Source organism: Acidobacteriota bacterium, assembly GCA_016208495.1.
In the GTDB taxonomy this organism is placed as follows: Bacteria; Acidobacteriota; Blastocatellia; order Chloracidobacteriales; family Chloracidobacteriaceae; genus JACQXX01.
The window spans coordinates 40,385-55,478 of sequence record JACQXX010000085.1 but is presented as its reverse complement, the minus strand read 5'-3'; the positions used below and the strand labels follow the sequence as shown (position 1 = coordinate 55,478).

The following is a 15,094-nucleotide window of genomic DNA, read 5'->3' as shown; positions in this document are numbered from 1 at the left end:
AGGTTGTCAGAATTCAGAGTGAACTGGTTGCACGAACGGTATTCCCCTGAACCCTGAACCCTGAACCCTGAACCCTGAACCCTGAACCCTGAACCCTGAACCCTGAACCCTGAACCCTGAACCCTGAACCCTGAACCCTGAACCCTAAGCAGTACCATGACAACTGGTTCTTTCTATTGTCCCCGATGCGGTCATCAACAGGCGTCTGAATCCCAAAAGTTTTGTCGAAACTGCGGGACTCAGGTGAATGGAATTCTTCAACTGTTGAACCCTGATCCTCAAGAAAAACCAAAACTGACACCCGGCGAAGATCAATTGCGGCAACGCGACATCAACCTGGGCTCGGTCCTGATGCTGGTTGCAGTAATCAAAGTTACATTGTTCTTGAGATTTCCACCCAATCTTGGGATTGATCCTTATTTTTTCATTCTGGCGCTTCTGTCACTGGCTCTCGGAACACTGCTTTTGTTGTCTCAGTTGACACACCGCAGACGAGGGCTTACCGTCGGCGCCACCATGACATTTTTGGCTGCGCTCATTGGGCTGATTGGAACTTTTTTCTGGGGAATAGAAGTCATCCCATTGATTGCCATTCCGACTCTTTTTCTTATATTTACCTGGTATCGCCTGGTCTTGCGGGTTCACCAGTTTTTTGGATCTGAACCTGTATCTCAGATGACTGACCAGCAACGTTATTCAACCCATGAACACCTCCCAGCGGGGCAAGCTGCCTTGCCGCCAGGTGATAATCTCAACGCAGTTGATGACCTTGGGCTACCAAACCGACAAGCTGTCGGCCAACCAGTGAGCGTAACTGAAGGCACAACTGAATTGCTTAAAAATCAGAGTCAGTAACTCTCCCGCCGCCTCGTTTGTTGTTGTCTAACCTGCCTTAGTTCAGCACCAGGCCAGATCATTCACTGCTGACTCCTCTCAAGTTCCGACTCCGTCACACATCATTTCTCCCAGGCTATATCTCCAGTTTTTGGAGTACTTTACCCTGGATACTGCACTGTAAACGGAAGAAATCCAGCTCTTTTTCGTCTTTTACAACAACAATCACTGGGGGTTTATGTACCGATTGTCCCGACCGTTTCTTTTCATCACTGCCCTGGCTGTGATTGGAACCGCTTTCTGGTTTTCCAACAGCCGTGCGAACAGTGGACTGTTTTCCTTTCATTCTTCGTCTTCGAGTTCAACCACTCAAACTGGTTCGAAACTTCAGCCACAACCGGAACTGCTCCAGATTCGCAAATCGGATGATGGCATTTGGGAAGATGTCGAGCCGTCCCAAATCCAGGCGCGGTATCCTGCCGGCGTCGTTCAGCGAAACGTTGCCCCGATTGCCTTCCGAACGATCAACCTTGATCACACGGCACTCGAGCAAATCTTGCAACGTGCCCCGCTTGAATCGGTTGAAACTGGTGTTTCCAGTGCGGCGATTATTTCTCTTCCAATGCCGGATGGAAAATTCGCCCGCTTTCGTTTTGTTGAATCGCCGATTATGGAATCTGAGCTGGCTACCAGATATCCGGACTTGAAAACCTATGCTGGTCAAGGGATTGACGACCCAACGGCGGTGGTTCGCTTCGATACGGTGCCACAAGGCTTTCACGCCATCATTCTGTCAGTCCATGGAACAACTTACATTGATCCATACTTGAAAAATAATACTGAGATTTACGCGTCATACTATAAGCGGAACTTCCGCAAAGACGCTGAACCATTTCGCTGCCTGTTTGAAAATCCGCTTCAGGAAGATCCGGAATCAGCCCACACGACCCGGAGCTTCCAGCCGAATCTTCCCACTGGTGCCAATTTGCGAACCTATCGCACGGCAGTTGGAACAACGGGTGAATACACTGCCGCAGCCGGCGGCGGCACATTGCTTGGTGGCCTTGGTGCGGTGATCACGACCGTCAACCGCGTCAGTGCGGTGTATGAACGCGACCTCGCTATCCGCCTGGTGCTGGTTAACAATCAGGATCGGATTATTTACACCAACGCTTCAACCGACCCTTATAGCAACAGCAACGCCTCAGCTTTGTTGAGTGAAAACCAGTCAAATCTGGATTCAGTCATCGGTTCCGCCAATTATGACATTGGCCACGTGTTCAGCACTGGTGGCGGCGGACTTGCCGGATTGGGGGTTGTGTGCCGTTCTGGACAGAAAGCCCGAGGTGAAACGGGTTCGGGTAATCCGGTTGGTGATCCATATGACATTGACTACGTGGCTCACGAAATGGGTCACCAGTTTGGCGGAAACCATCCGTTTAATGGCAACACTGGGAACTGTGCTGGTGGAAACCGAAACGGATCAACCGCCTATGAAGTCGGCAGCGGCAACACGATTATGGCCTATGCCGGTATCTGTGATGCTTCGGATATTCAGCCGAACAGCGACGACTATTTCCACGCGATCAGTTATCAGGAAATTGATACATATACCTCAACTGGTGCCGGAAACTGTGGCGCCAGTACCGCCACCGGGAATACCCCGCCCACGATTGCGGCACTCAGCAATTTCACCATTCCAAACCAGACGCCATTTACCTTGACAGCATCAGCCAGTGATCCAAATGCCGGCGATGTGCTGACGTACTGCTGGGAAGAGTTCGATCTCGGCCCAACCCAAAACCCAACCGTCAGCCCACGTGATAACGGCTCATCGCCGATTTTCCGATCCTATGATCCGGTGACCAGCCCATCGCGAACGTTCCCGGCACTTCAGTACATTTTGAATAATGCCAATGTCCCACCAGCCACGATCAGCCTGCCGGGGATTAGCGGAACGTTTGCTTCAGGTGAATTTCTGCCGACAACGAACCGGACAATGACCTTCCGGGTGACGGTCCGCGACAACCGACTCAACGGCGGAGGCTCCAACCGGGGTCAAATGACAGTCACTTCAACGACTTCAGCCGGCCCATTTGCCGTCACGGCGCCAAATACGGCCACATCAGTCGCCATCAATTCCGCGCTCAATGTGACCTGGAACGTGGCCGGAACAACCGCCAATGGTGTCAACACGGCCAACGTTCGGATTCTGCTTTCAACTGACGGCGGCTACACCTTCCCAACGGTGCTGACCGCCAGCACACCCAATGATGGAAGCCAGTCGGTTTTGATTCCAAATGACAATGCGTTTGCCACCACCCAGGCGCGCATCAAAGTCGAAGCCATCGGAAATGTCTTTTTTGACATTTCAAACACCAATTTCACCATCACCGGGACCAACACGGCCCCAACGGTGAACATCACAGGCAGCGTCACTATTCTGCGTGGCAGCCCATCCGTTACGACCAACGTTGGCACAGTAGCCGACGGACAAGATGGGGCTGGAACCCTGGCTGTGGCGCTTTTAAACTTGCCGTTTGAACTGACGGCAACCGCAGCTAACAATAATGGCACGCTGTCAGTGACCGCCGCTTCGGAATGCTCGCTGGTCACGACCAACACCTCGAAAACCTATCCGATTACAGTGACGGTGACCGATAGCGCGGGCGCCACCAGGACCGGAACCATTAATATTGTTGTGCAACCCAATTTGACGCCGACGTTGGGGAACTACACGAATCCGCCGTCAACGTTACCCGGCAGCAGTCGTACCGTAACGCCATCGGCTCCACCAGCAGATGGAAACAACGCGATTTCAACCGTTACGGTATCACCTACCACGCTTCCCGGAGGTGGCACCCTCTCGGTGGATAGCGCTGGTGTTGTCACCGTCAACACCACGGGTGGAACCACGAATGGGACCTACACCGTGTTTGTGACAGTTCAGGATATTTGTGGAGCCGCCGTTGTGAGATCGTTTACCCTGACCGTTTCCGGACCGGTGATCACGATTGTTCCGGCAGGCTCGACGATTACGGCTGGAAACTGTGGCAGCCCGGCGACTTCAGCCATTGATCCGGGTGAAACGGTAACGGTGAGTTTGGGTCTCCAGAACACTGGAACTACCAGTACTTCAAACATGGTTGCAACACTTCAGAATTCAGGTGGGATTACGCCGATTACCACCTCACAAACCTATGGCGCCCTCACCGGAGGCGGAGCAGCCGTCTCGCGGTCATATCAGTTCACGGCCAACGGCACCTGCGGAGCAACCGTCACGGCGACGCTCCAGTTGCAGGATGGCGTCACCAATCTGGGCAACGCCACCTTTACCTTTGTGTTGGGCGGCGGTGCGGTAACCAACATTTTCACCCAGAACTTTGACGGCGTGACAGCACCAACTCTGCCCTCTGGCTGGACCACGTCAGTCCTCACCGGATCGGTTGGAAACTGGGCCACCACATCAACCAATCCAGACACAGCAGCCAATACCGCATTCACCAACGGCATTACCTCAGCCGCTTCAAATGCACTGAGGTCACCGTCAATCGCTTTGCCGGCTGGAAGCGTCAGCGCGGTTTTAAGTTTCCGCCATGCGTGGAATTTTGAAACTTCGTGGGATGGCGGAGTGCTTGAAATCAGTACTAACGGTGGTTCCACCTGGACCGATGCCCTCACGCTGGGCGCAACCTTTACGGCCAATGGCTATAGCAGCACCCTCAACACCGGGTCATTCCCACTTTCAGGTCGTCAAGCCTGGACCGGAAGCCAGGCCAGTTATGTCACAACGTCAGTGAATCTGCCCACCAGTTTGAATGGCCAATCCATCCAGATTCGGTGGCGTGGTGGCTGGGATACGTCAACCGCCAATACCAACCCGAACTGGCGGGTGGATACGGTTTCGATTGCCACGCCATCCTGCTCATCGTGCTCAAGCTGCCCGACGATCAACGGAAACGTGAGCGGAACGGCCACCATCTGCTCCGGCAACAGCACCAACGTTTCAGTCACCGTGAGCGGCGGCACCGGTCCGTACAACGTGACACTGAGCAACGGCGGCGGCACGCAAAATGGTGCTGGCCCAACGTTTACCTTCCCGGTGTCACCAACTTCGACGACGACCTACACGGTGTCGGGAACCGATTCAAACACCTGCTCAATTACCAATGTCGGCAGTGCCGTGGTAACGGTGAACCAGCCTCCAGCCGGGGCCAATGCCGGACCGGATCAAACGATCTGTACCGGTGGCACGACGCTGGCAGCCTCACAAACCACGGGGACTGGCGTCTGGTCAATCGTGACGGGACCAAACACGTCAACCTCGCAATTCAGCAGCACGACAGCAGCGAATGCGACCTTTACGCCGACCACCACCGGGGTCTACACCCTGCAGTGGACGGTGAGCAATGCACCGTGCGCCGGAACATCAACCGACACGGTGGTCATCACGGTCAATGCCGGACCTCCGACGGCAAATGCGGGTGGCGATCAGACGTTATGCTTCCCGACGACCGCCACGCTGGCGGCCAACAATCCATCACCGGGAACGGGTGCCTGGACGGTGGTCACCGGACCAAACACGTCAACGGCGCAATTTAGCAACACAGCATCAGCGACCTCGACCTTCACGCCAACCCTGGCGGGAACTTATACCCTGCGGTGGACGATCACCCAGGCGCCATGTCCAGCCACCAACGACACGGTGGTGTTGACCTACACGGCATCTCCAAGCACGGCCAATGCCGGCGCTGACCAGTCAACCTGTGTCAGCGGCAATGTGACGCTGGCGGCCAACAACCCAGGCGTCGGCGCGGGAACGTGGTCAGTGGCGTCCGGACCATCAACCTCGACCGCGCAGTTCAGCAATGTGAATGCGTTTAATGCGACCTTTACTCCAGCGGGTGGAGCGGGTCTCTACACGCTGCAGTGGACGATTACCAATGCACCGTGCACGGCCAGTTCTGATCAGGTGGTGATTGACGTGGCGGCAAGCTGCGGCAGTGGTTCAGCCACCCTGTATGTGGCCGACACGACCAACAACCGGGTTCAGAAGTTCAATGGAACGACCTGGACGGTGGTGGGAACGGGCACGACCGGCACGGGGAACGGCCAGTTCAAGACCCCCGAAGCGGTGACCGCAAGCCTTGACGGTGTGCGGATTTACGTGGCCGACACGGGCAACAACCGCATTCAGTGGTCAACCAACAGCGGTGCGACCTGGGCCAACTTTGCCACCAGCGGGACTGGATTGAGTCAGGTGAGCGGACCACGGGGTCTGGCACTGGATTCAGCCGGCAACCTGTATGTGGCGGACGGCGGCAACAACCGGGTGCTGCGCTTCAACGGTGGTACCCCAGGAACAGGTGTGCTGCTGGCAGCCAGTGGAACGACCTCTGGTCGGGTGCGAACCCCGAACGGACTGGCAGTTGACAGCAACTTCAACCTGTTTATTGCCGACACACTCAACAACCGCATCCTGAAAGTCACAAATGCCAATACCAGAACCAATGCCAACACGGGCACCGTCCTGGCTGGTTTGAGTTCAGGGTTGACAGGTGTCCGGGCACCACAGGGACTGGCGGTTGATTCAGCCAATAACCTGTATGTGGCCGATACCGGCAACAACCGGGTCATCCGGTTTGCCGGAGGGACATCGGGAACAGCAACGTTGCTGGCCGGAAACGGCACAACGCTGGGTCTGGTCCGCGCACCGGAAGGCGTCACTATCAGCGTGTTTACGGCTGGGTCACTGACCGGCGGTGAATTCCTGGTGGTCAGCGACACAACCAACAACCGGATCCAAGGCCGGCTCTTGAGCAGCACGACCTGGACGCTGGTTGGAACGCCAAACGGTCTGGGCAGCGGCCTCGGCCAGTTCCGCGCTCCGAGCAAGATCCGCTAAGGTCTTTGCTTGAAGCAAAATAAAACGGGGGAGATCGGGAGTATCCGGTCTCCCTTTTTTTGGGCCTGGAGATGAAGACTTCGGGCTGAAGATCTTCGGGCTGAAGACATTGGGCTCAGGGAAAATCTGATTTGTTCGAAAGGCTCTCAGCGATTTATATTTCCCCGCCCCCTGAACCCTGAACCCTGAACCCTAATTTGTATAAGCACCTCAAAAATAACCATTTCCATTGACCAAACCTTGCTTCAGCAGGTTGACTTGCTGGTTCAGGAACGAGTTTTTTCCAGCCGAAGTCAGGCATTCCAGGAAGCACTCCAGGCAAGACTTCGAGAAATTCGACACCACCATTTTGATGCTGAGTGCCGAAAACCTGACCCACAGGCTGAGCAAACTCTTGCAGACTTTTCATAAAGAAGTTATCAACGGTCCCAATTGGCTTGTTTTCTCTGGAGGAAAGTTTATGTATCTTGCCCGAGTCACCTTTGGTTTCCCATCACCTTCAGATGACCTTGCTGAAGTTGATGATCTCGTTACCGCTTATCTGGTCAGTCTTCGGAAAAACGGACAAATTTGCGGTGATTTTCTTCACGCTCTTTGCCCAGATGGTTTTGTGGCCTATACCAAACTGGCACGTCCGGATGCAGCATCACGCGGGTACCATTCAGAATCTGGACTTGAATACCTGACACATGTCATCAGTACTTTTGGAAAGGGACCAACCTGGAAGTTCCTGGAAAACGAAGTACCAATGACATTTCATGATTTTCGCACTTCATCATTCCTGTTTTTGTTTACTTCAGCCTTTGATGGAGACTCACCTATCTGTTGTGGGGATACAGGTCACCGAGTTCCAACCTATCTTGTTCCAGTCACCGAAACTGAACGCGAAGACCTGTTTAGCTGGGCAGGTGAATATAATCATCTGGATAACATCTGGCTTGGCTCAGGCGAGCTTGAAATCCCGGCCTACCAGCAACTTGCATCTCTGAACTCTGGGCTTACCCAAACTGGTCGTCAACTGGCTGAAAAAGTTGAAGCCGCGCTGGGAATTCCGACTTACTACTTTCTGATGCGGTACTTTGGTCGTGGAAAAGGTGAAGCCAACCGCACCTGCCCTGGCTGCAACGGCCAGTGGCTCATCCAGGAAAACCTTCAAGCTGAATACTTTTGGAAATTCCCGTTTCGTTGCGAAAAATGCCGATTGGTTTCACAAATAGCTGATACAGATGAAGATGAGGAATTAGCGCATATTGGGGAATTTGAATCAAAGCTACAAACCTATAACCCTTTTAATCACAAAAGGTAACCCCTACTTATGCTTACATTCTTTTTATCTGCAGCCCTTGCTTTCCAATCAGCGGGTGTCACGTCACAAAGTCCACCTGGTGATGTGTGCGAGGTTTATCTGGTTGATGTCAAAACAGCTCAGCGGATCTTCGAACGGAACCTTTCTGAGAGTGACCTGGAACAGAAAATGGCAAAGGCAGAAAAAACTCTTGGGCGGTTTACCACAACCATTGGTGAGGAAGAACAAACCACTCAGGTTTACCGCTTACCAGGAGGAAAATTTGTCACAGTAACGGTTTTCTACACAGACGAAACAATGGCATCAAAAACAACCTCAGACTCTATCGAAGTGGCTATGGCCGTGGCCAACCAGCCATTGAAAAATGCCAGAACTGCTCGAAATGCTTCAGTTGCGGAAATTCCTTATACCCAACACACTGAAAAGCTACGAGTCAAACAGTATATCGTTCTTCAGGGACGGACTTATTATCTTGGGGTGGAATGTACCTGTACTCAGGGCAAAACATCTGAACCAGAGTCCCCTACCCGGCAGAATTAATGTTCAAGAAAAAGCATCACCCCAAACGCAAAAACCCGCCTGAAGGCAGCAACTCTGAACTTTTCCCTACTTCGTGAAAATTGGTGACCAGACGCCGGACTGGATAAAACTCGCCCAATAGTAAGGATGCCGCCACCGGGGGTTCTTGAGCAGGTGCAGTTGGGCGTTGCGGAGTGCCTGGGCGCGGCCTTCTCCGGCCTGGAGACGCTGGTAAAACCCCATCATCAACTCGCGGGTGCCAGTATCTGAAACCGGCCAGAGGCTCATCATCTGGGTTTCGCTCCCGGCCAGCACCAGGGCGCGTCGGAGGCCGTACACGCCGTCTCCGTTTTTCACGTCGCCAACCCCGGTGTCACAGGCCGCCAGAACCACCAGTTTCGTTCCCCACAAATCCAATCCAGTCGCTTCCAAAGCCGTCAGGGTCCCGTCGTCATCCTGAGAAGGCGCGTTGGCTCCGGCCAGAAAAAGCCAGGCCCGCAGTAACGGACTGGCACCGCGCCACGCTTCGATGTTAAATGGCAGGGTGCTTTCTTCGCGTTCCAGCAATCGCATATCCGTGACGTTGGGCATCGGCAAAGGGGCAGTATTTTCAAGGAAATAGCCGTGCGTCGCAATGTGCAGCAGCAATGGTCGGGTAATCCCTTTCAGTGCTTTTTTGGTCGCCTGCCTTTTCACCAGCAACTCCGCTTTTGGAAATAGCTTCTGGATAAACTGGCCTTCCTGTTCTGTTCCTTCCAGCCTTGAAAGTGGTTTGTAGCGATTCCCGGCCAGCATCGGCCCGTCGCCCTGGCCATACTCCGGATCCGCCATAATCACCGGCGGTTGTCCGCTGTTGACGCTGGCTTCAAGTCGGAGCAAATCCCGCCCGCTGGTCACATAGCCGAGCGAGTAGTTTTCGACCAGAAACTGCCCTTTCGTATCAACGAGCGCCGCAAATGGCACCAGCGACAGCCGTCCATCCGGTGAGAGCAAAAACCATCTGGCATTCGCTCCAGCCAGTGTTCGGACTGGCGCAAAGATCAATTGTTCAAGATTTCGAGCCAGCCGTTTCACGGCAGAACTCCGCTGACCAAGCGCCTGACGGAGGGCATCCACTGCTGATTCAATCACTTGCGCGTCTCCCAGGTCGGCCCATTGCGGCTCGCCTTTGCTGCCAAGCACAAACACTCCATAGTGCGGAGCGCCCAGCCGCCTGGCTTTTGGGTCAAAGGAATAAAACACGGCATATTCAACCAGCGTGGCATCCGGCGGGAGTGTTTTTTGAATGGCTTCCAATGTGATGGGCTGTGTTTGAACACGGAACTCAATGCTCCGGGCGCTGATTTTCGTTTCAAGCCGTTCAATGTTGACTTCCAGCGCGGCAATCCGTTTTCCGAGCGGCGTGGTTGATACGACTCCGCCGCGCTGGAGCGAAGCAACCGCGAGCGCGGTTTTCGCGGTGGTCAATTCATCCAGCAACATCCGGTCTTCGGCTGATGCCCGTTGCCGCAATGTCTGAATGCTGTCAGCCATGGCATCGAGCGAACGTCCTTTCCGACGCAGCACCACAGTCAGCCCGGCCCGGAGTCCGTCGCGGTTACGTCCGCCATCCGCAGCCAGCAGTGAAAGTGTTTGATCCAGATCCGTTTGACTTTGATTGAGATACAACAACTTTTGGCGTTCTGAACCAGCCACCAGATTGAGCGCCAGTTCGCGCTCGCGAATGTCATTGGCCTGCACCTGATAGCGGATGGCCTTTTCAATTTGACCTTCCCGCTGGTAAAACTCAGCCAGCAAACTGGCCGTTCCAGCCACGTCTGGGTGCTCAGGGCCAAGGCTTTTTTGATCAATCGCCCAGGCGCGGAGCAGCATCGGCTCACCTTCCGCTGGATGACCGGCCTCCTGTTTGAGCATCCCCAGGCTGCACAGGATATCCGCCACATCTGGATGCTCTGGTCCTAAAACTTTTTCACGAATGGCCAGGACCCGGCGAAAATGATCTTCCGCCAGTTTCAGATTCCCTTTCGATTTGGCGATTAAACCCAGATTATTCAACGTGATGGCAACATCAGAATGCTCAGGTCCAAGCACTTTTTCACGAATAGCGAGTGCCCGCTCGAAAGTGGTTTCAGCCTGAGCCAGGTCGCCTTTGTCCTGATAGAGCAAGGCCAGATTGTTGAGCGCAACGGCAGTGTTTGGATGTTCCGGACCAGCCGTCTTTTCCCAAATCCGGAGCGTTCGCCGAAAAATCGGTTCGGCCTGGGCAAAATCGCCTTTGGTTTGATAGAGCAACGCCAGATTGTTCAGCGTGGCAGCCGTCGTCGGATGATCTGGACCAAACGCTTTTTCACGAATCGCCAGCGAGCGCTGATAGAGCGGTTCGGCCCGCACATAATCGCCCATCGTCTGATACAGACCGGCCAGAATATTGAGGAACGTTCCAACCAGCGGATGTTCAGGACCAGCCACTTTCTCAGCTATCGCCAGTGCTTTCACCAGCAACGTCTCTGCCTTCCGATATTCGCCCAGATTGAAGTAGACCAGCCCCAGATTGCTAAATCCAGCCGCCAGATTTGGGTCTTCCGGTCCGAGCATTTTCTCCAGAATTGTGTTTGACCGCTGGAGCATCGGCTCGGCCAGCACATATTCGCCCTGATCCCGAAGGACAATTCCCAAATTGTTCAGCGCCGTGGCCAGTTGTGGATGCTCTGGGCCAAATGCTTTTTCAAACATGGGAATCACCCGTTGATAAAGCTGGACTGCCTGTGGGAATTCGCCCCGATCTCGATGGAAAGTCGCCAGATTGTTGAGCGCAACGGCCAGTTCGGGGTCATCTGGTGATAATCGTTTCTCAGCCACAGTCGCCGCTTTCTTTGCGGCTTCAAACGCAGCGTCTGACTGGCCTTCCTGATACAGCTTCTGGGTTTTGGTATTGAGCCGGCCAACTCGTAACCCAGCGCGATCTTCTTTGGTCGCTGGCCGAATCGCGTCAACCGTGAGCGTGTATTTCCCGGCAGGAGTGTCTTTTTCAAGTGATTCAACCTGCACCTGATACAGGCCGGGTTTTTTCGCGACAAAGGCAAGTGACTCCGGGCCTTCGGTGCCGTTCGGGCTGTCAACTTCAGTCAGGATTTGTCCGTCGGCATCAAGCAATCGCACCACGACGTCAATCCCTTTTTGTTCAACCACAACTTTCAAAAACTGACCTGCTTGCAGTGAAACCGAAAACTGCTGGCTGGCCCCACCAGTCAGGTCACGTTCGAGTTTTGTTCCAGCCTGAATCGTCTCCAGAGTCGAAGCCTGGGCTCTGACCACTGGATAATTCCCAAACATCACGATAACGAACCACATCAAACCAAACAAAATGAAAGACCTGGGCTGAAAGTTCATAGATTCCTCTTGGGAAATGTGGAGCGCAACTCAAGGTAAAAAGTAAGAAGCGAGCAGTTAGGGGAAGTGATGAAAACATACTCCACAATGGTCTGGGAAGAAATCATATATAGAAACTTCGTTGAGGAAAGGTCGCGAGAATTTGACATTCCCGTCCGGCTATTCTCCGGCGTCCATCCGGGCGAAAACCGACCTTTCCGCAACGGAGTTGCCATCAAGCCTGGACTCTGAACTTATTCTCATTGACGACGTAAAGTGTCTGGTGTATAGAGACACTATACAATTTTCCTGAGAAAAGGTACTTTGCCTATGTTCATCACAATTGATGAAGCTGACCGTCGTCCGATTTACCAGCAAGTGGTTGATGAACTCAAAGCCCTGATGGCCCGTGGCGAACTCCGCGACGGTAGCCCGCTTCCGCCAGTGCGCCAGCTCGCGGCTCATCTTGGTGTGAACCTCAACACGATTGCCACGGCCTATCGCGAACTCCAAACCGAAGGCTTGATTTCCATCCGACATGGGTCGGGGGCCGTGGTCACGTCGCGAAACAGCAGACCGGAAAATGTGCTCGAAGCGGCTCGCCGTTCACTGCGAACGGTTCTGGCACACCTGGTCTTAACTGGGCTTTCTGAAGCAGAAATCTTTGAACTGGTGCGAACGGAGCTTCAAGGATTGATTTCAAGCAAATAAAGACTGGGGCTAAAAAACCAGGGCTGAAGACCATCGGGCTTGGGGCTGAAGAAAACGGGCTGAAGAATTCGTTTTAGTTCATCCCTCATCCCTCATCCCCTGGTTTCATCCCTCATCCCTTTCGCAGCCCTTAGCCCTGAAATGAGGTGGATTATGTTGCTCGCGTTTATTGTTTGGCTCTTGATGGATGCGTTAATGGTGCTGATTTGCTGGTATATGCCAGTTTCTCGGGCGGAAGAAGCCTTTTTTGGAGTTCGTGTCAGCCCGGAATTTTATCGTGACCATGGTCACCGGTTGCTGCTCCAATACCGGCTCTGGCTGGTCCTGACATTTTTGCAAATTGAGGTGTTGGGTGCGCTGGTCACGATCTTTCGCGGAGAGATTGGGTTGGCCCGAATTCTTGGGGTGTTCCTGATCCTGTTTGCCAATTCAGCTCTGTATGTGGTGTTTGCCCGTCAGATCAAACCCTTCGCGTTGGTGGAGGAAAATCAACGGTATGCGGCGCCGCTCATTACCCGCCATCTGGCCGATTATACCAACCTGGCGGTTGAAGTCGCGATTCTCATTGCCTTGATTGGACCATTTCTGGCGCTGGTGTATTTCTATCCACAACTCCCAGAATGGATTCCAGTTCACTGGAACTGGAAAGGCGAAGTGGACGATTGGGCGCGCAAGAGTTTTACCTCAGTCTTTGCCATTCCAGTGCTGACGCTCTATATGCATGGACTTCTTTTTTTGGTGAAACGGGGGATGCTCGGGGTCAAAATGACGCTTCCTGGTGAGCATGCGGCAGAATATCTTGAACTTAAAGAACGCCAACTCAACCTGAATCTGATGTTGATGGACTGGATGCGAGCGTTGATATCGGTTGTGCTTGGCGCCATTGCGCTCAATACCGTGTTTAGCAGCCTGCCCGAATTTGCATCCTATGCCCGCATGGTCAACACGGTCTTATTTTCAATCACAGGCATTATGTTTGTGATCGGCTTCTGGTATTTGTTTCAAATGATTGGAGTTAATCGCGATTTGAAAACTCGGGTCGGTCGGGTTTATGTCCAGCGTCCATCTGATGCCGAACACTGGTACGGAGGCGGAACCATCTATTACAACCCGGAAGACCCGGCGTTTTTTGTCGAGAAACTTGTCGGATGGGGCTACACGGTGAACTTCGCTCATCGTGAAGCCCAGTTTCTGATCGGATATACCCTCCTGATGCCGGTTCTGACCCTCTGGCTCATCTTTGGAATGAAGAAGTAATACCAGTTTGTAGTCAGTAGATCGTAGTCAGTAGTTCACTAACTTCAATTGATTGAATTACTTGACTGTTTTCTAAGACGATCACTTCATTCTAAAATGGTATAAGAAGGTAACCCCACATCACGTTGTCATTTTGTCACCCGGTCAGCCTGTCACCCCATAAGCGCCAGGATAAGGGAACAGAGTCCAATCTGGACAAGGGGGACAAGCGGGCAAGGGGACAAGGAGAAAAAATATTCTCCCGCTCCCACCGTCGGGAGGAGAATCTCCTTGTCTCCTTGTCTCCCCAAGCTCCTTGTCTCAAACAGGCTCACATTTTCTTATCCTGGCACTTATGCCTTGTCACTCTGTCACCTTGTCACCCTGTCAGGGTTTGGTTCCAATCCACCGGGCTTCAAAAATATCACGTGCCGGATCAACAGGTTTTTCAGTAAGTTTTAAAAAGGAAAACCCTTGATCCGTGCCGTGTAATGTTCCGATATCAATCCCACGCGCACCATCTTTTCCAGCCTGGAAGGTATGAATGTTGTCACGGTGTGGTGAGAGCGTGTTGATCGCACCTGGGCGCATCCACTGAGTGTTGGTTTTTCGAACCTGGAAGCTTTTGCTGGATGAAAATTCAGGTGCCGCCCCCACGACTTCATAATTTGACATCCGGGCTTCGCCTTCGAGGCCAAGCGTGCAAATGCTGTAGTTTGGATGGTTATGTGGTGGCAAGACAGCACCGGGGGCCAGTTTCCATTCAATAACGAGCAGTCCAGCGCCTCTGTGCGAAGGGCCGAAATACACTGGCGGTTGGAGACTGGCAAATGGAAACACTTTGGCGGCGGGAACCCCCTGCACCTGGGCTGCCAACGAAGCCACCCGGTACACATACCGGTCAACCTGGTTGCCCAGAAACTTGACACCTCCCAGCTTTTCAGCCTGATGGAGGAATTCAGCCCACGTCAAAACATCAAGTCCAGCCGCCAGTGAGTCAACTTTTTGGGGCTCTTGAAGTGAGTTTCCTCTGGCAACAGATGAACTTGCCGTCATTGCCAGCGGAAGCCAGCAAAACATCCGCCGGGTGATGGCATACCCTGGAACTGATGCTTCGGGTTCTGATGGTATCGGAGAAACTTCGATTATTGGTGATGGTAAAGCCATGTATTTCCTGAAACCTCCTGCAGCACGTAGTTGACTGCGGAGTTTAG

The 15,094-nt window shown here is 53.3% G+C and carries 9 protein-coding genes; 7 read left to right on the top strand and 2 right to left on the bottom strand.

The window, feature by feature from the left end:
* Nucleotides 1–156 precede the first annotated feature (156 nt).
* The 5 genes from HY774_17225 to HY774_17205 all read left to right on the top strand — a co-directional run bounded on the left by HY774_17225 (nt 157) and on the right by HY774_17205 (nt 8,585).
* Nucleotides 157–855, top strand: a complete 699-nt coding sequence (locus tag HY774_17225) for a zinc ribbon domain-containing protein (GenBank protein ID MBI4750228.1) — start codon at nt 157–159, stop codon at nt 853–855.
* 217 nt (nt 856–1,072) lie between these two features.
* The gene (locus HY774_17220) at nt 1,073–6,739 is read left to right on the top strand and encodes an SMP-30/gluconolactonase/LRE family protein (protein ID MBI4750227.1); all 5,667 of its coding nucleotides are present in this window, start codon (nt 1,073–1,075) and stop codon (nt 6,737–6,739) included.
* Nucleotides 6,740–6,979: 240 nt separating this feature from the next.
* Entirely contained in the window at nt 6,980–7,150 is a 171-nt protein-coding gene (locus tag HY774_17215; GenBank protein ID MBI4750226.1) for a hypothetical protein, read from the top strand.
* A gap of 49 nt (nt 7,151–7,199) precedes the next feature.
* On the top strand, nt 7,200–8,045 hold the full coding sequence (locus HY774_17210) for a DUF2310 family Zn-ribbon-containing protein (protein ID MBI4750225.1): 846 nt from the start codon (nt 7,200–7,202) through the stop codon (nt 8,043–8,045).
* A gap of 9 nt (nt 8,046–8,054) precedes the next feature.
* Nucleotides 8,055–8,585, top strand: coding sequence for a hypothetical protein (locus HY774_17205; protein ID MBI4750224.1), 531 nt, complete (start codon nt 8,055–8,057; stop codon nt 8,583–8,585).
* Nucleotides 8,586–8,651: 66 nt separating this feature from the next.
* Here the strand turns inward: HY774_17205 and HY774_17200 are convergent, their stop codons facing one another.
* Nucleotides 8,652–11,954, bottom strand: coding sequence for a tetratricopeptide repeat protein (locus HY774_17200; protein MBI4750223.1), 3,303 nt, complete (start codon nt 11,952–11,954; stop codon nt 8,652–8,654).
* A 309-nt stretch (nt 11,955–12,263) separates the two neighbouring features.
* On the opposite strand from HY774_17200, the gene HY774_17195 reads away from it, so the two are divergent.
* Nucleotides 12,264–12,644, top strand: coding sequence for a GntR family transcriptional regulator (locus tag HY774_17195; protein MBI4750222.1), 381 nt, complete (start codon nt 12,264–12,266; stop codon nt 12,642–12,644).
* A gap of 153 nt (nt 12,645–12,797) precedes the next feature.
* Nucleotides 12,798–13,901, top strand: a complete 1,104-nt coding sequence (locus HY774_17190) for a DUF1648 domain-containing protein (GenBank protein ID MBI4750221.1) — start codon at nt 12,798–12,800, stop codon at nt 13,899–13,901.
* 366 nt (nt 13,902–14,267) lie between these two features.
* Here the strand turns inward: HY774_17190 and HY774_17185 are convergent, their stop codons facing one another.
* Nucleotides 14,268–15,047 (bottom strand): hypothetical protein, encoded by a 780-nt coding sequence (locus tag HY774_17185; GenBank protein MBI4750220.1) that lies wholly within the window; start codon nt 15,045–15,047, stop codon nt 14,268–14,270.
* Between the last annotated feature and the right edge of the window lie 47 nt (nt 15,048–15,094).